The following is a 21,640-nucleotide window of genomic DNA, read 5'->3' as shown; positions in this document are numbered from 1 at the left end:
CTCCCGTAGCGTCTTAATTTTTATGAACTGGGTGTTACTGCTGGCATCAAGAATTGTTGGAGCTGCAGCGCCATTCCTTTACAGGCATTATTCTGGACTCTGGCGATTAGTGGTATTGGAACCACGATTGCGGGCATATAGGAGGTTCCTTTGGCATCTGCGCTAAGTTTCCCAGACAGTTCGCGGTCCCTGAAATCCCATACTGCTGCTTCGTAGTCAGATTCTTTATCCCAGGTCCCAAAGCCAAAGCACCCTGCACCCCCGGTACTGATGGTACAGCTGATAGAGCCGGCACTGGCTGTGGTCTCCGTCGAACCATCAATCCAGACGATGTACTTCACTCCATAGGTTTCCATTCGCTCACGCACACTTTCATTTTCCATCAGGCGATCTAGGGAGCGAACATGCATAGGTGCTGTCCTGGGTTCAAACCAGGGGTACATAAGATCGACAAAGTCTTGCTCTGGAATAATGTTTACACCTAACTCAGGGTTGTGTAGTTCTCTACCAACACAGGCAATTAAATCAGGCTCTGTTTCATATTCACTGGAGTGACGGCGGCCCAGGATGACGACAGAATCTCCTTCGGCAAGCTCACCATCGGAGCGTCGATACTCATCAATTACGACAGTGGTACAACCGCTAATAAAGACTATCGCTGCAACTAGAAGTGGCTTGAACACGATTTACTCCTCTTATTCAGCCTTTTTGGCTTTCACCTTGATTTCTCTCAGTGATAGCGATCGACGTTTCCCAGAGAGAAAGGCCTGTAGTTCAGGAACTTTCCCAAACCCGGTATAGAGGTTTGCTCCGGCATCGCGCAGGGCGATATTTATCGCCTGAGTTAATGCCTGTTCCTGGGACTGTAAAAATGCGGTAGGGGTTTTTCCGTATGCGGTTATTACCCAGTTGGCAACCTGTCCGCCACTGGGGTCAAATGCGGTCATGTTGTATTTAATCCATACCTCAAAAATATTGACCCTTGTCTCTCTGGGCATTGTGAACTGCAGCTCTCGCACTTCTGGAACTATCACCAGTTCGACATTGGCGGGGACTTCTTGTGGATAACTCGATAGAGATACGGTATCGGTAAACATGGAACCCAATACTGTTTCAAACAGATTTTTTTGTGCTCTGCCTGTGCTTATATTCCATTCTTCACGATCTTCACTGTCTTCTTTATAAGTGAAACTTTTAAAGTCCTCACTGAGGTAGAAGCCTACGGTTATTGGCAATTGATCACCTATCGGGGCAGGGTAATTGCCATCCACCTGTACTGTATGACTGCAAGCACCCAGGAAGAAACTTACAAGAATAAGTACCTTTAGGTGTCCAAAGGAAGTCGACCTATACCTCATATGTTCCTCCTTGAATCATTTAACTAGCGAAAGTCATTCAACCCCACGAAAGTGCCGCCGTTTCGATAGGTGAGCTCGCGCATAAGGGCCGCAAAGCGCAGTCCTGTGGTTTGTAGGTGTGGAGGGCGAGAGAACTGTACAGGGAATCCTACTGCATGGATTCTGATATTTCGTTTTCCCTCACCGTGCTTAGCATTTACCCGTTCGACAGCTAACATAACCCTGCGGATTGATTTTCCGGTGAATTCATCGCCAAGCACATAAATACTGATTTTCTTACTGGGATCATAAAAGCTGCGGACGGCTTTCTGGATACCTTCAACAGGGCTGGAGTTACTAAAAGGATTCCAGGACTTCAACCGCTTTAGTATCGCTTGGCGGCGCCCTGGGGTATCAGGTATCCACTTGTTTCGATAATTGAAGAACATATAGTCCCCCATATCATTCATGACCTGGATACCTTTAACATTGGGATAAAGGTCTAGAGTATTGACCATCTCCGCCATCATTCGGTCCCAGCCGTAATTAAACATACTGCCGGAGGTGTCGATAATGAAGAGAATGTATTCGCTGTCGACAGGGATTCCGCCAATAACATTGTTTTTACGCTGGTAGTTCTCGCCCAGTAGGCGACGCATTTCATCAGTGATGGATTGTAGTGCAATGGTCAGCTCACCTTTGAGTTTGCCATCCTCACTTTGCCCTTCGGTTTTACTGGCAAATTCCGCTTGAAGTGCTTCCAACTCACCGCGCAGGTTGGCAATTCTCTTGCGCTCGATATCGATTTGTTCTCGCTTGGAATTTAGGTTCCGGTTGATAACTGTGGTCTCACCACGGATTTCCGCCAGCTGTTGCTGTAGTTCCAATACCTGCCCTTCGAGGTCTACTTCAGCTTCCTCTAATACAATCGGTTCTGCAGTCTTGGCGATCATCAGTAGCAATACAATTGCGCCAAATCCGCAGCAGATAACATCCAGGAAGGAAATGCTGAACTCCTCCTGGCGACGTTTTTTTTGCGCTCCTATCATGGCCAGTCCCTCGAAGGTGCAAGGAAAGAGCCTTTGCTTTGCATCGCCAGCTTCCAAAATTCACTAGCCGCAAATGGGTCCCCCTCCATAGGGGCAAGAATGACATTGATGGGGATATTCTTGGGGAGCACTTTGACCGCGCGCTTGAATAGACTGCGCCTGTCTCTACCAGAAATAGTGGGTTTTCTGGGCGCACTCATCCCTTGAGTCGGTAACCCATCGGTAATGAGAATAATGTTGTCGGGCAGTGGTGTCATAGCGTTAATAGCGTTAAATACTCTCTCTAGACTGGTACCATTTTCCGGCACTACTTCATCTAGCCCCTTGATAGCCTGGTCCAACTGGTCGCGGTCATCTACATTGAGCCAGCGATCTTCTGTACCGGCGATTGCGGCACGAAAAGAGGTATTAAAAGTATAGATCTGGTATTGGCTATCCCTGGGAAACTGAGCAGTAAGCCAGGAGACTGTGCTGACGGCCCTGCGCCATTTTTCAGTTTTGCGTTTTACCGGTGAAGACATGTTACGGGCGCGTATTATTTTAATAAGCTCGTCGCCGAGCATAGACGCCGATGAATCCAACAGAATCAGGATACGATTACCGCCTAGGCGCAGGCCGGTGAGGTATTGACGGTCCCCATCACCGACAAACTTGCGAACGTTATTTCCCAGCTTTTTATTTTCTTCTTCAAGGTTCTTTTTCGCCTGCTCCAGTTTTTTGAGTTTATCTTGTAGCCTCTTGATATCCTCTTCTTCATCGATACTGTCGATTTCAGCGATATTGCCTTTGGTTTCCTCTATTTGCTCCAAAATGCGCCTGGCAAGCCCTTGAGCCTCAACCAGTTCATCACTAACGACATCCAGAGTATTTCTAGCTTGAACCAAGTGTTCCTGTCCAAACTCCACCTCCTCTTCCAGAAGGTTCACCTCGGCAGTGAGATCTTCAGTCTCTACTTCAACTTGGTGATCGGAGCCGTGTTTGATAATAAGAAAAATTAACGCTACTGCCCCAAAACCACAGGACATGATATCGAGGAAGGACAGGCTAAATGTGGAAAAACGACGCTTTTTACGCCCCATATCGCTCCACGCTAATCGCAGTTATCACATCTTGATAATCTGCAACTCCAATTGTATCGCCGGCGTTGAGATTAACGGGTGACTCAATCTCTTTTCCATTGAGTGTGAGCTGAATTCCAGCATCCACCCGCAAAGCAAGTCTGCCGGCATGATTTGTGACTGTTGCGGCAGGGTGCTCCGGTGGTGTTGGGGTGACTTGAAATTTCTCGTCATGCCAGAAAACGAATAGAGGTTCCTGGGCGGCCAGTGCCTTGTGGCCAAAAAGTAAATGTGTCGCTACGGTTTCTGAGGATTTCTCTACATGCACCTTGACCTCGCTAGGGGGGAGGGCAGTGACAGAGTTGATCAGTTTCAATGTACTGCTATCACTGCGCAATTCTTTCCAGCGATGATTGATGGCATGTGCAATGGAGTCTCTTGAGAGAAGATGTACACGTTGGGCAAGCTGAATTCCCCCTGGAATATCAGCCCAGCGATGGGAGATAAAACTCACACTTTGACTTTCCTCCAGGTTTTCAATCATTGCTCGTATACGGGATAGGAGAGGGGTTGTTGCATCTTGAAGCTGCCGCAGGCTGATCTTTGCTGTTCGATCATCAAGTTCAGCTAGAACTTCTCCGTGACGCATCGCTCGATCAGTCCACTGGGGCATCAAATCATAGAGTTGCTGTTCTGATTCAGCTGAATGGAGAGGGTCAAATCGGCACTGCATAATAAATGCATCGGTAAATACGCGAGCCCAGGATTCCTGGAAGTTGTGTAGTCCTGCGTCGGCAACAGTTTCTACCGTTTTCACCGTGGCTTGCTTATCCACAGCAATCTTTGTTACCAGTGTCTGGTGGAGTTGTAGGTCGATATGCAGTTGGATTCCTGCAGGAGCCAAATTACCCAGGCACGCGGTTGCTGCATCAACAATGCCTACGATATTGATATCGCTGACTTTAATAACTCCCAGAAGTAAGGCCAGTTGTTCGTGGGTAAAATTGCCGGGAACAGCGAGAACAATTTCATCGGGAAGGTCACAGTGCTCCGCTATTTCCTGAAGGTGGCAGTAGACCAAGTCGGCATGGTGGCGGCAGCGTTGATTTTCTGACTTTAGCGACTCGAGGCTCAGTCTTCTCCAAAACTGGTTGTTAACCTGAGTCGGATGGCTCCTGGCACGCATTTGAGCTGAGGTACCAATATGAATTTTATTGTGTTCAATAACTGCAATTCCAGGACTTTCCAGTACCTCGTTAGTATTTGAAAATACACGTAATCCGCAGTCATTTATTTCCAGGACGCCTTGTCCCATGGGTTTATTCCTCGCTACGACTTATTCAGGTAAAACCGCTAGCTGATTTTCAGAAAACGCAGTAAGCGGTTGTCACAGTAACTTTGTGTATCCAACACCAGGCGCTCCTGCATGAGTTGTAGCTGGTGAGTGAAAAACATAATGACGATACTAATTACCAGGGCGATAAAGGTAGAGTTAAACGCGACCCCCAGACTTACCGTCACGCCAGCTATATCCCCCTCTACGGCTCGATGCGCCTGTGATAATGCTTCGCCGATACCTCGTACCGTGCCAATAAATCCGATAGATGGAATAGCCCACGTAATATAGCGAACCATTGCCAGCTCAGAGTCGAGTCTGTCTCCCTCAGTTTCGCAAACCTCTTTTACAGAGTTGGAAACGGCGGCGACATTCTTGGTAGAACCGAATCGCTGCAGGGCGGTGAGTAGTGCCCTGGGAACTAAATATCGTCGTTCCTCTTCAGGAAGGGCTTGTATCGGGCGGGATAAATCACGGGTATCCTCGGGAAGAATAGGAGTTCCCTCGCTGATATTAAGTAGAGCTTTGTCCAGTAATTTTCGCTCGCGAATGCTTCTCTGTGCCTTTAGTCCCATAATGGCCATTGCCCACAACATCAGAACAAAGCAGGCCTCTTGCTCATAGTCGCGCATCACAATGTAGATAGAGCGTTGTTGAACGTAGGTTTCCCCAGCGGCCTCCCTCGCCAGTTGCTCCTCAATTAGCGCATCTGCATTAGGGCGAATAATGGCGACATAAATCGCGTGGACCAAAATAATAGACCCCAGAAGAGCAAAGACCTGGAAGACAAAATCCGATGATTTAAATTTCATGGCGATACTCGCTAGAAGCTATTTCTATATATCTACGGGAAAGGAAACCGATAAGTCTTCGGAGATTTCTTCCGAGGCCTTATAGTCATCTGAATTACTTTTATTCCTAGTTATTGGTGCTTCTTTCTTGGGAATTACTGCCGCTGTTTGCTGGTTCTCTTCCGGCTTGTTTTCATCTTCTGCGTACGCAAAGTTGATAAATAGAAGCAGTAAAGTAAGTAATAAATATTTCACACTAGTCTCCTAATTCACCCAGCGGGCAAGGCGGAAGCCAATATCATTACGAGCGGATTCTCCGTAATCACGGTAGGAGAGGCGCAACTCAGTCAGTCCCGAATGACGCCAGCTGGAACCACGGATTACATGGAAGTCCCCATCCTCTGGACCGACAGGGTTTTCTTCGATACGTCGGGATAATCCGGTCCCTATCGTGTATAGATCGTGAATCCATTCAGAGACATTTCCACCCAAGTCATAAATACCAAAAGCATTAGGACTGTAGCTACCTACCGGTGAGGTAGCTGCGTAACGATCACTGTAGGTGCGAAGGACTGCAGGAACTAGTTTTGTGGCAGTAGTATCTGCGTAGTTTCCGGAATTGCTCTTTATTGGTAGCTCATTTCCCCAAGGGAATTTTTTCATGGTGCCTTGATCGTATCGTGCAACCCAGGCCCATTCGGCTTCAGTCGGTAAACGATAACCGTTGGCTGCGCCATCAAAGCCAACAACACGCCCGGCTTCCGTCAAATAGACCGGTGTAAGGCCGTCTCTTTCACTGAGCCAATTGCAAAATAGCACTGCCTCTACCCAACTGACATTTACAACTGGCAGATTGTCATTGTCGAGACTGACACCATTGACATGGCTTGAGGTATGCAGGCGCTTGAAACGCCGATATTCCCGGTTGGTAACTTCAGTGGTCCCAATATAGAAAGGCCGATTTAGAGATACCTGACGCATAACCTCGTTTGCCCGCCGCCCCTGTTCTCGCCGGGATGATCCCATGGTAAATACGGCGTTGGGGCGCATGAGTTTCATGGTGCCGCCAGCTGCGTGACGCAAAGTTGATGGGGTTTCTCTCCAGCGCGCTTGTTCGGATGTAAGCAGTACCGCCCTGACAGTTTGCTCCAGTTTGGTGCTGGGAATGACACGAGTGTCAAATTCCTGGTAGCCCTGTTTACGTACGACAATGTTATGGCTGCGGGCTGGCAGGTTGAAAGTTTGTCCACTGTTCCCGGCGTATTGACCATCAATGTAAACTTCCGCATCTGGAGGGACGCTACTGACGTGAACCCTGCCGTACACAGCATTTAGGTTTATATTCAGGTCCCGCTGTGTTCCAGCACCGAGGTCAACTGTGTGCTCAATAGAGGCGTAGCCATCCTTGAAGAAGCGAAGTCTATGCCTGTGGCCGGAGGCCAATTCCAGTTCCAGTGGGGTATGACCGCGAAACTCTCCGTTGACTGTCACTCCCGCTCCCTCTGGGGTTGTAACAACGCGTAAAAGTCCATCAGCGGGTCCCAGGCTGACGGTTGCTAGCGTTTGATCGACACCGGCTGTAACAGCGACAGGAATATCGACAGTTTTATGTTCCGGCAGTGAAATGGACACGGTTCTGTCGCCCTGAACTAATTCAGTGGTCAGTGGTGTTCTGCCGAGAACTTTTCCTTCAACCGTGACCGTGGCCCCGGGAGGGTTGCTGCTGACGGTGATATTGGCCCAGGCCGGTCGAAGCACGGCCTCCAGTGTGTGGGTATTGTCTAGCCCCTCAACATTGATTTCACGGGTGAACGGCAAGTACCGGTCTGATAGGATAGTCACACGCATAGGACCTGCGTTGATTGCTTCCACAAGACCATTCTTATTGGGTACTTCCCGTCCATTAATAAGGATTTTTACTGGTACAGGGGGCGTTGTTTTAACCTGTAGGTGGCCTGGAAGTTTTTCCAGGGAAACAGAGTGGCGACTGTGTCCGTCACGTTTTACTTCGACTTCGCCGCTCTGGGGTAAATAGCCGTCGGCACTGATCGTGAATTGATAATTACCAGGTAAAACCAAATGGCCATCGCCCAGAGGGATGGCGAACCCACTGACCTTGATGCGGGCATCAACCGGGTTGGTATCAAAGATTAATGACCGCGCCATAATCAGATAGCTGAGTGCAAAAATAGCGAGTAAAAGGCAACCTGCGACAATCAATGCTCGCTTAGAAAGAAAGAGTCGCGCGCGGGTAGATTTTATTTGTACCGGGGTGAATCCAACTGGCTCAATCAGGCTTTGTTCCTGAACTGGCGGCTTTTCATCCTGGACAGGTACTGCTTCCTTCACTGTCATTTATGTTTCCCTATTGCTGGTACTTATAGATTTTTCGCAATGGCATTGGTTTGGCACGCATCGCTTTATGCTCAGTCAGCCTGACCAAAGGTGGGTACACAATTTTCTATCTGCAGAAAGCTTAGCTTGCTGGCGTAATCTGCATGGGGATTTATAGGGTGTTTGTCACAGAACACCTCGTTTCGCTCAGCTCAACGAGGTGTCTGTTGTCATCGCAGCTCATTACGGAAAATCTTATTTTTAGAGTTTATGCTGCTGTCTGGGTTCTCTCATTTAACTATTATTGGCACCGTTTATCCTTTCGGCACATTGGATAACAACTTCCGTTGTGGGCTTACCTGGTTTTACAACAAACTCTTGGCGAACGTCTCGGTAACCTTCTCTGGTACCAATGGCGATGTAGCGCCCAGGTTTCAGTGCGATTTCTCTCTGGTCAAAATTACCTAATTTCCCTACATGGTAAATGGTGACACTGGTGGTTCGATCCGACTTGAATTTAACCGGTAAGGGGATCAGGGCTTGTGTCAGGGCATTTTCAAGGTCTTCAATTTGTCTTTGCAGCCTTGGAGTTTTAGTATTGAGTTTGCGAGCGTCTGTTAGTACTTGTCGGGCAAAATAGTTCCTTTTACCTTCGCCAAGGGTTAATGGATCTTGAATTAAGTCTTTTAACTGGTCATCCAGTTTTGCTCTGGCAGCAGCTCTAGCCTTGCCTGTTATTGCGTCCACCAGGCTAGAGTCCTTCTTGACCAGATCTGTATAACTTTTTAGGGCTCTGTGCCATTCTTCCTTGGTTTCTTCCATGCGGGCTTGTTGGAGGAGTTTTTCTATCTGCACTCTGTCAGCTTCATTTTGTGCTTGTGCTAAGCCGATATCGGGGGCTTTTGCTGTTGGCTTTAAGTTCTTTGCTCGATGAAAATAGGATTTTGCCGATTCAAATTTTTCTTCGGCAATTGCACCGTAGCCAGATGACATCGCGCTTTGATAATCCCTTTCTGTAATTGCACCCTCAACCTTTGCCAATAGATCCTGAGCATCGGCTGTTTCTGAGTCGATCGCGAGAGATTTCTTGAGCTGTTCCTGAGCCAAATCCAATTTGGCCTGTTTAAATGCCTTTGTTCCTTGAGTTAAGTGCCACCAAGCGAGGGGGAGTTTGTCGGCCCGCTCAATACCCTTAAGGCCTCTGGGATGGTTATTGGATATGGTTAATACCATCTTGAAAGCATTGCTGGCGGAATCCTTATCCCCCTGACTCAGAGCTCGATTACCTTCACTAATATGCGTCTCAATGCGCTCGGGAATACTATCTTTCAGGTACTCTAATGCCTGGAGTGATTCCCGGTATTTTTCGAGCGCTGCCATAAAATTGCGTTTGCGATAAATTTCATCAGCTTTTAGAGCCAAGTCTTCAGCAGAGTAGAATTCTTCAAAAGCCCATACTTCTACCTTTCGATCTTTGAGCTCTTCTTTGATTTCAAGAATTTCCTGGAGAACCTTTTGAACCTCCCTGCGCTGCTGCATTATTTCTGCATCGCTATAAGGAGATTTTTGGTTGCTCTCCACAGGTGCGCTGTTTCCAGGCTGTACGGAGACAATTGTATCGGCTGAACGCTTTGGTGGTTTTACAACTTGAGGAAGCCCCCAAAATACACCGACCAGTGCGCTTACCATTATCACCCCAAGAACGGCGGGCCAGTAGGACCTTTGCTCCCGTTGATGAATAGCGTTGGCAGTCGTTGACTTAGGGGATTTAGAGCTTTCCTCTCCGCCGAATGTGAATTCTGCGGGCTCTATATGAACTGTATCTTCCTTGGAGTTATCGCGGTGCTGCATAGTGATTCCGCCGTGTTATTCAATGACCCAGTGAAGATGTTGGGTATTCAGTAATAACTAATCACAATGATTAGCGTGCTTTTGGGTACCTCTAACGTGATTTAAATGCTGTTACTGACTGCGCCAGTTTCGGCTTCATAGATTTCCTTTAGAATTTCCCGCCATTGCCGATACTGATTTTCTACAGTACCTGTGAGGGTAATAGTGCGATCTTCCAGCTCAACAATTTGCGGTTCTACCTCTGCCTCGATGGAGTCTCCTAATTCTTGCAGAGCTTCCAAATGCATCTTGGCATCGGATTTTCGGTCAAATGCACTTTTAACAAGATAGCCCCCGGCACCGATACCAACCTGCCCAGCTGCCTGGGCGCTTCCAGTGCCAGCGCCAGCAGCTGCGATACCTCCAATAATGGCTGCTGCTCCCATAATTGTGTGATTGCGAGCTTTGCGCTTTAACTCTCGCATTTCCCTTACTTCTTCATAGCTGCGGGCTCTCCATTCCTGATAGGGAACTTCCATACTTTTGGCGAAGGTGCCGTAGTACTCCTGCAGAGTGTCGACAAACAGATAATCTCTTTCCCGTATTTTTCTTACCCTCTGTAACATGGGGTCATTCTCTGCGGGTAAAGCACTTAAAAAGTAGACACCCTCAGCACTTTGAGTTAAATAGCGATTGAATGCCTGGGGAGAAAAATCCCGTGCAAACCGCATCTCAGAAATTGTGCGCAGCTCTACGATTTGCTGATTTGAAAGCTTTTGTCGGTAATTCAGCATGTCGTTAGCAATACGGTTATAGATTCCCTGAAAAGCATCTCCTTCAGTAGGGTGCTTTCGGTCGTAGGCATAGTGGGATGCGTTCTCTGAATACTGCTTGGTAAACCACAACTGCCCCCGGGAATCGGATACGGTGATTTCTACCGTCAGCTTTTCTCCATCAGATTGCAAAATACGTCCGGATACGGTCACATCAATATTGGTGCGGCTCGATGGAATAACCCTTACAGCTCCCCACCCCAGGCTGGACTGCAATGAATCGGCAAGGGTGACAGCCATATAGCGGGATTCAGCTTGACGAAGCTCGGGAAAAACAAGCTCATCTTCATCTGCTTGTGCTGTATCGAGACCTGGATTGAATTGAATAACGCCGACATCCAGCAGTCTCTCTTCGGGAACATTGTTATCTTCGATTGTTAGCGGAGTAAATGCGGTAGTTCTGACTTCGGTAGTGGTACAACCATTGATAACAACAAGAGTTAGAAAAAATGCTGCGACTCTTGCTATGAACTGAAACTTAACCGGTCGGGTTTTTTGGTTGGTCGACATATCGGCGTTCTCCAAGACTACTGCGTTGCACTTTTATACTTGCGATATTCTTCCCAAAGCTTTTCGCGCAATTCGGGGTCAGTCTCGCGTGTGGCAGCTTCACGAATCTGTCGAGCTACGACGTCATCATCTGTACCACTGGGTATATCGGCGGGCACAACTGCCTGTGAACCACCGTGATTAAAATCACCTTTACGTCCAGAGGCGGGCAGTCCGGGACCGGTTATTTGTCCACTGGAGTTATTATTTTGGGGGCCGTTACCTGATGTTGGGCCTGCATTGGGGGGAGGTGGAATTTCGGCTTCTGCAGATTGGATTAAGTCTTCTAGGGATTCCCCTGCTGGTGGTGCCTCATCCATCGCTTCTTCTTTATTTTCTTCGGAGGCTGATCCCGGTCTGTTTCTTACAAAGTCGCGCTCTCGCAAAATCATGCCATCATAGCTGACCATAGTGGATTCAAACTGGCCCTCAAGTTCTGCAACGCGATCTGCTGATGAAGTGGGAGCTTCATTGGGAGCACTGCCGGAACGTGGCGAACCACCGCCGGGTTGCCCTGAAGCTGAACTGCTGGCAGGTGCGCCGCTGGCCGATGAACTACTACTGGATGAGCTGCTACTAGAAGCTGAACTACTAGAGGATGCGCTGGAAGACGAGGATGATTGCTCCTCCTCAGAAAAATCAATTTCTTCGGGAGGCGTTCCATCTTCACCAGACGATGGATCAGTGGGTTTCTCTCCATTTTGGCTGGTTTGTTCGGGATCCGTATAAATTGGTGACGATGGATCATTTGAACCGTTGGGGTCCGGCATTTGATCCCCAGGTGAACTTTGATCCCTCGACTCTGATCCGCTACTTCCACTACTGGAGGACTGGCTCTGTTCTGATCTTGCTGTAGGCATATTCGCACTGGGCTGGCTGGAAGAGCTGCTACTAGGCTGCCCACTGCTCGAAGCCGTTGATTGGCCAGATCTTTGCGAACTACTGCTGCTACTAGATTGCGATTGTGATTGCGATGCAGAACTGGAAGATGAACTGGAGGATGGTAGAGATGGCATTGCTGGTGGCTGTGACTGAGTTTGTTGGCTCTTGCACCCACCGGTTAAGATCGCCGCCAAAGCAATTGGTACCAGTACATTTGACAAACAGCTGTGGCGGTGAATTTTTTCTACCGCTGCTCGAGGTGTCATCTCTTTCTCTCCTAGACTGTTTGCCGGTGTGACCGCGTGAGACACATGAAGTGTTTTTCCGGTACTAGCAAATGCTCAATGTGGAACTTTAAAAATAGTTGTTATTTGATTATTTGCGTAGATTCCACATCGAGCTGGTGTCAGTGGTGATAGGTTTCTCAGTCGAATATAAAGCGTTGCACAATTCCGCGGGTTTCCACCGCCTCTCCATCTTCAAACCTTGGTCTGAATTTGGCGCGTTTTAGAATGTTTCTAACTTTTGAGCGGATCTTCACTTTATCTGAAGGGTAAGCCCTGAGTATTTTTATATTCCTCGCCTTGCCAAAAGCCGTGACATCATAGGAGACCGTAATCCGGGAATTGGCTAGGGCTTTGCTGTCCGACTCCAAAACGGGGAGCGCGGGTAAAGCCACAGGCCGTCCAAATATGTCCTTAATTTCATCGTTAGAGGCACCGTTATCCCAAAGTGCCTTGTAGGCCTCGCCGTAGGTTTGGCGTGCGGAGTGCCACTTGTTAAACATCATGTACCAGTCGCCGAGTTCAACTTTGGCTTTGGCTGAGGCTGCCGGGGGGGACTTGGGATTTCTTTGGTAGACATCAACGATACGGGTAATGGCTTTTTTCCCGGTGTTAAAACTCTTCATCCGGTAGTGATCTAATTTGGTTCGCTGATGTGAGTCGGGGCCACTACCACCAAAGCTGGCGTTAACAAAAACTGGAGAGTTGGGTTCACCCTTATAGGTGGCCAGATAATAGTTAGTTGCTTTTAATCCGCGCAGGGCATCAACAAGGCGAAGGTCGGTGGAGCCAAAGTTTTTTGTAATAATATCTACCGCCAAACTGTAAAGATTGGTTGCACTAATTAGATGCTCAAATAGCGTGTCCCCTTTTTCCTCCACATAAGCCTGTAAATGCCAACGACTCAAGTTGTTGATTACTGGCAGCATACGGGGGTCTTTTTCGCCGTAATTTTTCTGGTAGAGCCAGTAGAGGTACTGCTGGTTGTCGTTAGCTTCTTCCCACTGATTGAGCGCTATTTGACTCTCGATCAAGCGCTTGATCATAGGGATTTGGCTTAGGGAATAGAGCCCCTCATTGACTCTGCTAATCAGCATTGCACGACGAAATTCAGTGACAGCCTGCTCATGATCGCCAGCTTTCTGTAATGCGGTGGCCAGCCCCAAAAGCTGTTCATCAATACCGGCGCCATAAGCACCATATTGGGCTTCGAGCTCCTCTATACGTTCACGGTAATTTTCTACAGCCTCGGAGGGCCTTAGCTGTCGAGGTGTTTTCTTGAGTGGTTTCGAGGCGGCTTCAATAAAGGCTTTTGGAGGTGCATTAGTTTGGACTGCCACAGGTGCGCCATCGTCGGCCAGGGCGCCATTACACAGCAGTGCTGTGGCTGTAAACATCAAGCCGATAGCAAAGGAATTGCTGGTATCTATCTGTGTCACGATTGAACCACTTCCGTTTCATATTTGGCTTCACCGAATACCAAACAGCTGAGGTTGGAACCTGCACCTGTCAGTTTTCGGGTCTTATTTCCGCTCGCCCACTGCAACAGCGAATACGGCGGAAGTTCTCTCCTGAATGTGGTTCTCTCGACCCTGAGCGCATTGAGGGGGTATCCTCAAGCTCACAGTGACGGCGCGACTGGATGCTTATAAATGCCTGCCTGGCCGCGTATTAGTCAGTATAGCTAGCACTATGTGCCAAGAAGGAAGCTGCGGCGGGTACTTCAGCCACTTAATGCCCATTGCGCCAGCATGCCTGTGACCACCCTTTTGGTTTAGCAGTTGGGAGTGCAAATTAGGGGTGAGGGACTGTAAGTAGATGCCAAAAATTTGTTGATTACGTCCGATATCGCGACTTGGCAGCGAAGTGTAGCGAGTGGCTTGGTTGGCGCTGGTGCCACATCAGGATGGCGGAAGCTAAATAGGTGGATCATCGTCCTAACAAGTATGCTGAATTTGGGGTTAGATTACTGCTGTTGCTGTATCAGAGGTTGATCTATTTGGATTGCAGCGTAACAAGCGCCATAATCAGCTGATTCGAATTCAGAGGAGAGCTCAGTGAGTATCTATATCGATCCAGAGATCGCGGTAAGCCTTCGGGGCTATGAAGCACCCGAGAAGCTGGGCTTTGGAACCGCCATGGCCCCAGTAATGTTTCGCGCCATTTGGCAGGATGGTTGCTGGAGTAGTGGAGAGTTGATCCCCTATGCGCCTCTGACCGTCGACCCTGCTGCTAAGGTACTTCACTACGCGCAGTCATGCTTTGAAGGAATGAAGGCCTATCGAACTTCCGAGGGGGGAGCTGCACTGTTCCGGCCCGAAATGAATGCTGCACGAATGGCATATTCAGCGAAGCGCTTATGTATGCCTCCGGTTCCTGAGTCCCTGTTCCTGGATGGCGTTCGTGTTGTGACTGCTTACTGCGCTGGCCTGCTCCCGAGCAACAGCGGTGAGTCCCTGTACCTGCGTCCTTTCCTAATGGGAACCCAGCCGGACCTAACGGTTTCAGCCAGTAATGCCTATGAATTTTATGTAATAGCTAGTCCCTCGGAAGCCTACCATTCCGGCAATATGCGTTTGTGGGTTGAGAGAGAAGATGCTCGAGCTGCAGTAGGGGGAACTGGGGATGCTAAAGTTGGCGGAAATTATGCCAGTTCTCTACTTAGTATCGGCCGCCTTAAAGAGCGAGGTTATGATCAGTCGCTTTGGTTGAGCCCCTCTAACCGGCAGAGTATCGATGAGCTGTCAGGGATGAATTTTTTTGCGGTCATTGATGGCGCTATATATACCCCAGCGTTGAACGGCTCAATTCTCGAAGGCATTACCCGATATTCTCTGATCCAGCTTGCGGAGGGATTGGGGTACAAGGTTGTTGAGCGGGCGATCCCCATTGATGAACTGTTAGAGCAGGTAGCTTCTGGAGACTGTAGCGAAGCTTTTGCTTGTGGTACTGCTGCAATAATCAGTCCTATCAGCGTAATCGGTGATGGCGATAGGGAGTACGAACTAGCCGATGCCCCAGGTCCTGTTGCAGAGCGTTTGCGACAAGCACTGCTGGATATTCAGGAGGGGCGTTCTGAGGATGCTTACGGGTGGATGCACTCTGTTGAGCCTGTAGTTTAAGTACTAAATCTTCGTACCCGGGCAGTTTCCAAGGCTGCCTGGGTCTAGTAACCCGCTTTTCCCCACCGTAAATCCTGCTTTATCCTTCGCGGGTTTTTTTGTAGCAGTATTTTCTATTTACTTGTTTCCAAGCGAAACGCTCGCGTAAACATTCCCGCCAATTTAATTGAGTTTGTTGACTTGTGCGACCTTAACACCTAAAAGTGAAGGGGTTAAATAAGAAATAAATTGGAGCTTGAGAGTGGCCTGATTGCGGTACACCTCATTTTGACAAGCAGTTCCAAGATCAATTTGAGCTAATAGGTCTCGCTTATAGTTCCTTGCACAGTCGAGGATAACGAGATGTTGACCCATATGCTTGGCCTTATGCTGCAACCACGTAGACAGTGGCAGCTTATTGGCAGTCTCTCTGAACGTAATCTGCGTAGACAGGTTCCTTATGTCATCGTTCTGGCATTACTTCCTGCAGCTGCTTGGTATTTTGGCACGACACAAGTTGGCTGGACGATTGGCACTGGTGCCCCGGTGAGAATTACGGGACAAAGTGCTTTGGAATTGGTCGCCGTATTTTATTGCACAATGGTTTTGGCTGTTACTGCTATTGGTTATTTTATCCATTGGATGGCAAAGACTTACGGAGCTGAAACTCACCCCCTTAAAGGCGTTGTTGTAGCGGGTTTCACTGCCACGCCTATTTTTATTGTGGGTATTGCAGGGATTTACCCTGTGTTGTGGCTGGACATACTGCTCGCAACTCTGGCGGTTGCTTACGCCGTCTATCTGCTTTATTTGGGAATTCCTATAGTGATGGGTGTTTCTGAAGAGCGTGGCTTCCTTTTTGCCAGTGCAATTATTACGGTGTCACTCGTCATGGCAGTCATTGTTATGGTTGCTACAGTTCTATTCTGGAGCTATGTATCCGCACCGGTCTTTTACTCCTCTTGAGTAGTTTGGGCTCCTAGCTATCACTAGATGAAATGTCGTTTCAGGCATTTTCGCCAGGAGATTTAGGGCTGTTGTTGTGGTGGGGATACAAGCTATCGACGTCGTACCCGGTGAATGGCTCATATTCACGGGTACGGCGAAGTCTCTTCTATCCTGGCTGTAACGACAATGCGTAAAGTAAATGACCGCCTTTCGGGGTTTCTTGAAGAATTCAACAGCTCTATGAAAGAGCTCTACTCGAAGGGCTTTGAGTTCAACCCCATCAATGTTCGGGAATCGACCACAAAGTTTATAGATAAGTATGTGACCGATATTCCAGATGTTGCCTCGGTACGAGATGGCATTATCTATGCCTCTGGATACGATGTACCAGTAAGAGTCTTTGTCCCCTATCCCGATGAGGTTCTACCTGTTCTTGTCTATTTTCATGGCGGTGGTCATGTAGCTGGAAACGTTTATTCATTTGACCCGATTTGCAGAAAGATTGCCCGGGAGACTCGACATATTGTTGTTGCGCCTGAGTACCGGTTGGCCCCTGAGAATCGCTATCCGAGCGCAGTAACAGATTGCTATGCTGCAGTTATTGGGGTTTGGGCGGCACTGGATAGATTGGGCCTATATTATCAACAGAGTTTGTCTGTCGCTGGGGATTCTGCAGGTGGCGCTCTGGCCGCCACAATGTCTCACCTGGCTCAATTTGACTACAGCGTTAAGATTAAAAAGCAGGTTTTAATTTATCCGGTTCTCGATTACACCATGCATTTACGGTCCCATGAAGAGAATGCGGTAGGCTATTTTTTAGAGGCACGAAAATCAATTTGGTACTTGGGGCAATATTTTGCTGAGGGGCAGTGTAGAAAAAAAGCATCCCCTCTTTTTATGGATTTTACGGCAGCTCTTCCTGAAACCTTGGTTTTTACCGTAGAGTTTTGCCCGCACCGGGATACTGGGGATATTTACTACCGGAAAGTGGAAGAGGTGGGTGTTAGATCTGAAAATGTTCACTTTTCCGATATGATTCATCCATTTTTGATTCTTGAAGACTTGGTGAAAGGGGAGTGCGCAAAAGTTTATGCTGGCATGAATAGTTTCCTGAATGACTAAACTTACGGCTTTCCTTTTGTAATTGAGTACTGGTAAGATAATTTATACCCATTATCAAACTCTAGTATTTCTTCTGAATTTATTGATCTTTCGATAACTATCTCCGCTATTGATTTAATAACTTGTTTAGGTTCTGCGTCCATGCAATGTATGCTCATGGAGTTAATGGACATGTCAGCGCTAATTACCCGGTGTTCAACAACCTGAATGAGCAGCTGCTTATCACTTTGGTAGAGCTTGAAACCAGGCCCCTCCGTCATCCATTTTTTGTACTTTGTAGCGCCCCACGGGCCTTTGCACTTTATTGCTTGATATTGAGTTGATGATATTTTGATATAGATAGGCTCGCTTCCTTTGATATCTGCACTTTTATCGATAGGTTGTTCTGTGTAGAGGTTTGATCCATTAGGAGCAGAGATCTGTATCGCTATCATTTCGGCAGCAGCGTCAAGTGAGCAGAATATGTAAATAAGAAAACACAAAAACTGATATTTTTTGATTGAAGTACTGGCCATCTTGATTTCAATAAGTGGTGTTTGTTTTTGGGAGTATGGCGCTTAAATGAATTTCTAGGGTTGTCTTCCGTATTAATAATAGCGCCTTGATAACGAGGTGTTGGTTGGATAGTATCAAAGTGTGTATTTAGTCCTGTTTTCACCTTTAAATTGGTACAGTAGTACCAGTTTGAGGTTTGAGTAGCTCAATTGACAATAATTTATATAAAAGGTGTGGCTATGAAGACTTTAGCGAATATGGGAGTAATTCTGGCTTTAATAGTACCCGTTGGATGTTCTGAACGGCCTGAATCCAGAGTTGAGGACAGTTCCAGTAAGGTTGATTTTCAAAAGCAACTACTAAAAAAACTGATATCCGCAAAGACTGGTGATGTTATTACTATTCCTGAGGGTAAATTCCATATCAATCGTAGTTTATCCCTGAATATTGATGGGGTAACGCTACGTGGAGCTGGCATGGATAAATCTGTCCTCTCCTTTGAGGGGCAAATTCAGGGTGCTGAGGGGATATTAGTTAATGCCAGTAACTTTACTATTGAGGGGTTGGCTATTGAGGATACCATAGGCGATGCCCTGAAAATTAATGAGGGCAAAAACATTATCATCAGGGATGTTCGTGTTGAATGGACCAATGGTCCGTCTACCCAAAATGGTGCCTATGGTATTTATCCTGTACAGACTGAAAATACTTTAATCGATGGTGTGGTAGCTATTGGCGCTTCAGATGCAGGGATTTATGTCGGTCAGTCGCGGAATGTTATTGTTCGCAATAGCCGCGCAGAATTTAATGTGGCGGGTATTGAGGTCGAGAATACGATCGGTGCAGATGTTTACAACAATATTGCTGTGAATAACACTGGGGGAATTCTTGTTTTTAATATGCCTAATCTTCCGCAGCCAGGGCACAGTACACGTATCTACAATAACCAGATAAAGAATAATAATACTGGAAATTTTGGTCATGAGGGCACGCCGGTTGCTGCCGTGCCAGCGGGGTCTGGGGTGGTTATTAACTCGAATGATCGGGTGGAGATTTTTGAAAATGATATTTCTGATAATGATACTGCTAACATATTGATCAGCAGCTATTTTACGGCTGGATACTATAGTGATAAGTCTACGCAAGCTGATTTTGACCCATACCCAGAGGGGATTTATATCTATGCCAATAACTTTTCTGGCGGTGGTACATCGCCAGATCATCTTAAGTTAAAAGCTCTGAAGTTAGCTATGTTTGGAATATCAGGTACATTGCCGGATATTCTTTGGGATGGGGTTGTTGATCAAAGTAAACTGGTGGATGGTCAAATACCTGAGGCATTAAAGTTATGTATTGATAACGAACCTGCAGGAATTCTCAATATAGATTTTGGAAATGAGTATAAGAATATATCCACGGATATAGCACCTCATCAGTGTCATTTGGAAAAGCTTGCCAAAGTAGTTTTAGACTTTGATTCAAAGCTGGAAAATGAAGACCATTTGGCAGTGATAGAGGTAACTAATGAAGAATAATAATCAAATAAGTAGGAAGCTTATCTACTCTATTTGGAGCCTTATATTATTGATTGGCCTTGCGGGGTGTGAATCATACAAAAAGGATGTTCATTTATTCCCAGCAGAAGAGGTGCCCGAAAAACTCAGTGCATGGAATTTATTGAGGATGGAGAAAGGTGTGCTCTTTCCTGCAGAAAGAGCATTACCCTATAATTTGAATACGGGGTTATTTACCGATTATGCTCATAAGTTCAGGACCGTCTGGCTGCCTGAGGGGGCTTTTGCAACCTACGGAGAAGAACAGTTTAATTACCCTGTCGGAACTATCTTAAGCAAGACATTTTACTATCCACAGGAGAGTAGTGGTGTAGTTCGTCGTACCGATGACTTCTCTGCGGATTATGTTGAGGGGCGCTTTGGGCTGGCACTTGATTTAAATCGTGTCCGTCTCGTTGAGACACGGCTTTTAATCCGCAGGCAGGAAAATTGGCAGGCGCTGCCCTATGTCTGGAATAAAGAGCAGACTGAGGCAACTCTTGAGATTGCTGGAGATGTGAAAATTTTTCAGTTGGTTAGCCTGAACGGACAGCAGGAAAACCTTAGTTATGTAGTACCTGACGCCAATCAATGTGCTGGTTGTCATGCAGAAAAGTTTACTGAAAAAGCCATTTCTCCTCTCGGCCCTAAGGCTCGACATCTGAATAAAGACTTTCCCTACCGTAGTGGAGTAGAAAATCAATTGCTGTTTTGGCAAAAGGCCGGCTATTTACGTGGACTGCCTGATCTGAAAAGTTTGCCGAGAAATGCCAATATTTACGATGCGACTGTGTCGCTGGAAGATCGCGCCAGGGCATATTTGGATATCAATTGTGGCCACTGTCACAATCCCACTGGGCCGGCAGATACCTCAGGGCTTATGTTGCATCATAGCGAAACTGATTGGCGCAAACTTGGGCTATGTAAACCGCCTATTGCTGCGGGTACAGGCAGTGGAGGGCATTTATTCGCAATAGTACCGGGAGAGCCTGAAAATTCTATTTTGAATTTTCGTGTAGAGTCTACCGCGCCTGGGGCCATGATGCCTGAATTAGGTAGAAGCATGGTACATACAGAGGGCGTTGAATTACTAAAGCAGTGGGTAAGCTCCCTACCGGGAAGCTGCACTTAATCTTTATTGGAAGCTATCTGGAAAGAGCTATATGAAGAGGAGTTGGGTATGGAGGGGACAACTCCATACCCGTTTCCTGGAGACGAGTAATTCAGAAAGATTCAGCCGTATGCTGCAGTTTCAGCAACAACTGTTGCCGCTGGAATTAATCCGTTGATCATCAAGGTGACGGTGCGTTCCAACAGCGGTGAGTCGATAGCAATAGCACCACTCAAAATTTCATACTCAAGGTTCAGGATCGTACCGTGAGCAATTTGTGCAGCCGCTTCAGAATCCGCCAGACCCAGTAATTGGAAGAATTCCTTGATCATTGACTCTCTGGCATGATTGGCCATCCGCACCGCGCGGGTCAGCTGCTCATTGCGAAGCGCTTCATTGCGGAATGCCAGCTCAACCAATCTGCGATCCCGGTCTTCAGCCTGGGTGCGGACATGAGTAAGAATAAAACGGGTCAATTGTTGAATCAGCAGTTTACGACTGCTATGTGACGCCCGCTCCTGTGCGGATAAATTACGTGCCGCACTAAAACTCTCTTCATGCAGTTGGCGTGTAGCCTCGAGTCCCTGCTCAACAAAATAAGTAAATGAATCGCTGATCAGGTCATTCAGGTCTTTGAAATAATAAGTAGTAGCCGCGAGAGGAACGTTAGCTTCGCGGGCGACTGCACGGTGCCTGATGCCGCGGATACCTTCTTTAACGATCAGTCTCAGGGTGGCCTCTAGAATCGCCTTGCGCCGCAGACGGCTATCTGCGCGTTGGGCCCGGCGGCCGTGGTAGACCAATTCAGACTTTCCAGTGTCTACAGTCATAGCATTATCCCTGTCTTATTGCGTTGGCGCCGATAGCAAGGTGAAGCTGGTCGGCCGTGCCATTCTAGCCAAACAAAATTAAAAAAAGGGAATAATGCTATTACATTCGATTACACGAATATTGCACTGGTACAGCGCAATAAATGTAAAAAAGTGGGGATTTGATGATGTATCTCATCATACTGAAAAAGTGAAAG

General features: G+C 47.3%; 19 protein-coding genes. 5 read left to right on the top strand and 14 right to left on the bottom strand.

Features of this window, described 5'->3' with window-relative positions; all coding sequences use genetic code 11:
• Positions 1 to 20 precede the first annotated feature (20 nt).
• The 12 genes from ACJJIL_RS18780 to ACJJIL_RS18725 form a co-directional block, all read right to left on the bottom strand.
• Positions 21 to 683: a hypothetical protein gene (locus ACJJIL_RS18780; protein ID WP_444892778.1), complete on the bottom strand. Its 663-nt coding sequence runs from the start codon at positions 681 to 683 to the stop codon at positions 21 to 23.
• 12 nt (positions 684 to 695) lie between these two features.
• Positions 696 to 1,358 (bottom strand): hypothetical protein, encoded by a 663-nt coding sequence (locus tag ACJJIL_RS18775; protein ID WP_282934292.1) that lies wholly within the window; start codon positions 1,356 to 1,358, stop codon positions 696 to 698.
• Positions 1,359 to 1,381: 23 nt separating this feature from the next.
• Entirely contained in the window at positions 1,382 to 2,386 is a 1,005-nt protein-coding gene (locus ACJJIL_RS18770) for a VWA domain-containing protein (protein WP_445360493.1), read from the bottom strand.
• Positions 2,383 to 3,465 (bottom strand): vWA domain-containing protein, encoded by a 1,083-nt coding sequence (locus ACJJIL_RS18765; protein WP_282934290.1) that lies wholly within the window; start codon positions 3,463 to 3,465, stop codon positions 2,383 to 2,385. The genes ACJJIL_RS18770 and ACJJIL_RS18765 overlap by 4 nt, the downstream gene beginning before the upstream one ends.
• On the bottom strand, positions 3,455 to 4,759 hold the full coding sequence (locus ACJJIL_RS18760; protein WP_444912110.1) for a hypothetical protein: 1,305 nt from the start codon (positions 4,757 to 4,759) through the stop codon (positions 3,455 to 3,457). Before ACJJIL_RS18760 ends, ACJJIL_RS18765 begins: the two co-directional genes overlap by 11 nt.
• 38 nt (positions 4,760 to 4,797) lie before the next feature.
• Entirely contained in the window at positions 4,798 to 5,592 is a 795-nt protein-coding gene (locus ACJJIL_RS18755; RefSeq protein ID WP_282934287.1) for a MotA/TolQ/ExbB proton channel family protein, read from the bottom strand.
• A gap of 24 nt (positions 5,593 to 5,616) precedes the next feature.
• Positions 5,617 to 5,826 carry a hypothetical protein gene (locus ACJJIL_RS18750; protein ID WP_445360492.1) on the bottom strand — a complete coding sequence of 70 codons (210 nt, stop codon included), beginning with the start codon at positions 5,824 to 5,826 and terminating at the stop codon, positions 5,617 to 5,619.
• 9 nt (positions 5,827 to 5,835) lie between these two features.
• Positions 5,836 to 7,926: a PEGA domain-containing protein gene (locus ACJJIL_RS18745; protein ID WP_445360491.1), complete on the bottom strand. Its 2,091-nt coding sequence runs from the start codon at positions 7,924 to 7,926 to the stop codon at positions 5,836 to 5,838.
• A gap of 273 nt (positions 7,927 to 8,199) precedes the next feature.
• A complete protein-coding gene (locus ACJJIL_RS18740) occupies positions 8,200 to 9,756 on the bottom strand; it encodes an ABC transporter permease (protein WP_445360490.1) in 1,557 nt (518 codons plus the stop codon).
• 101 nt (positions 9,757 to 9,857) lie between these two features.
• Entirely contained in the window at positions 9,858 to 11,078 is a 1,221-nt protein-coding gene (locus ACJJIL_RS18735) for a hypothetical protein (RefSeq protein ID WP_445360489.1), read from the bottom strand.
• A 17-nt stretch (positions 11,079 to 11,095) separates the two neighbouring features.
• On the bottom strand, positions 11,096 to 12,265 hold the full coding sequence (locus ACJJIL_RS18730) for a hypothetical protein (RefSeq protein WP_445360488.1): 1,170 nt from the start codon (positions 12,263 to 12,265) through the stop codon (positions 11,096 to 11,098).
• A gap of 158 nt (positions 12,266 to 12,423) precedes the next feature.
• On the bottom strand, positions 12,424 to 13,722 hold the full coding sequence (locus tag ACJJIL_RS18725; protein ID WP_445360487.1) for a hypothetical protein: 1,299 nt from the start codon (positions 13,720 to 13,722) through the stop codon (positions 12,424 to 12,426).
• Between the two features lie 618 nt (positions 13,723 to 14,340).
• Here ACJJIL_RS18725 and ACJJIL_RS18720 point away from each other — a divergent pair.
• The 3 genes from ACJJIL_RS18720 (at position 14,341) to ACJJIL_RS18710 (ending at position 17,454) form a co-directional block, all read left to right on the top strand.
• A complete protein-coding gene (locus tag ACJJIL_RS18720; protein ID WP_413664378.1) occupies positions 14,341 to 15,405 on the top strand; it encodes a branched-chain amino acid aminotransferase in 1,065 nt (354 codons plus the stop codon).
• Between the two features lie 342 nt (positions 15,406 to 15,747).
• On the top strand, positions 15,748 to 16,350 hold the full coding sequence (locus tag ACJJIL_RS18715) for a Yip1 family protein (RefSeq protein ID WP_413664379.1): 603 nt from the start codon (positions 15,748 to 15,750) through the stop codon (positions 16,348 to 16,350).
• Positions 16,351 to 16,518: 168 nt separating this feature from the next.
• Entirely contained in the window at positions 16,519 to 17,454 is a 936-nt protein-coding gene (locus ACJJIL_RS18710; RefSeq protein WP_413664380.1) for an alpha/beta hydrolase, read from the top strand.
• 2 nt (positions 17,455 to 17,456) lie between these two features.
• On the opposite strand, the gene ACJJIL_RS18705 is transcribed toward ACJJIL_RS18710, so the two are convergent.
• Positions 17,457 to 17,969, bottom strand: coding sequence for a hypothetical protein (locus ACJJIL_RS18705; protein ID WP_445360486.1), 513 nt, complete (start codon positions 17,967 to 17,969; stop codon positions 17,457 to 17,459).
• A 219-nt stretch (positions 17,970 to 18,188) separates the two neighbouring features.
• Between ACJJIL_RS18705 and ACJJIL_RS18700 the strand changes: the two genes are divergently transcribed.
• Both ACJJIL_RS18700 and ACJJIL_RS18695 read left to right on the top strand, forming a co-directional pair.
• Positions 18,189 to 19,484 carry a parallel beta-helix domain-containing protein gene (locus ACJJIL_RS18700; RefSeq protein ID WP_445360485.1) on the top strand — a complete coding sequence of 432 codons (1,296 nt, stop codon included), beginning with the start codon at positions 18,189 to 18,191 and terminating at the stop codon, positions 19,482 to 19,484.
• Entirely contained in the window at positions 19,474 to 20,634 is a 1,161-nt protein-coding gene (locus ACJJIL_RS18695) for an SO2930 family diheme c-type cytochrome (protein ID WP_445360484.1), read from the top strand. The genes ACJJIL_RS18700 and ACJJIL_RS18695 overlap by 11 nt, the downstream gene beginning before the upstream one ends.
• Positions 20,635 to 20,735: 101 nt before the next feature.
• On the opposite strand, the gene ACJJIL_RS18690 is transcribed toward ACJJIL_RS18695, so the two are convergent.
• Positions 20,736 to 21,443 carry a TetR/AcrR family transcriptional regulator gene (locus ACJJIL_RS18690; protein WP_282934272.1) on the bottom strand — a complete coding sequence of 236 codons (708 nt, stop codon included), beginning with the start codon at positions 21,441 to 21,443 and terminating at the stop codon, positions 20,736 to 20,738.
• Between the last annotated feature and the right edge of the window lie 197 nt (positions 21,444 to 21,640).

The organism is Microbulbifer maximicatervae (SeqCode) (genome assembly GCF_052468095.1).
This window is presented reverse-complemented; position numbering and strand designations above follow the sequence as displayed.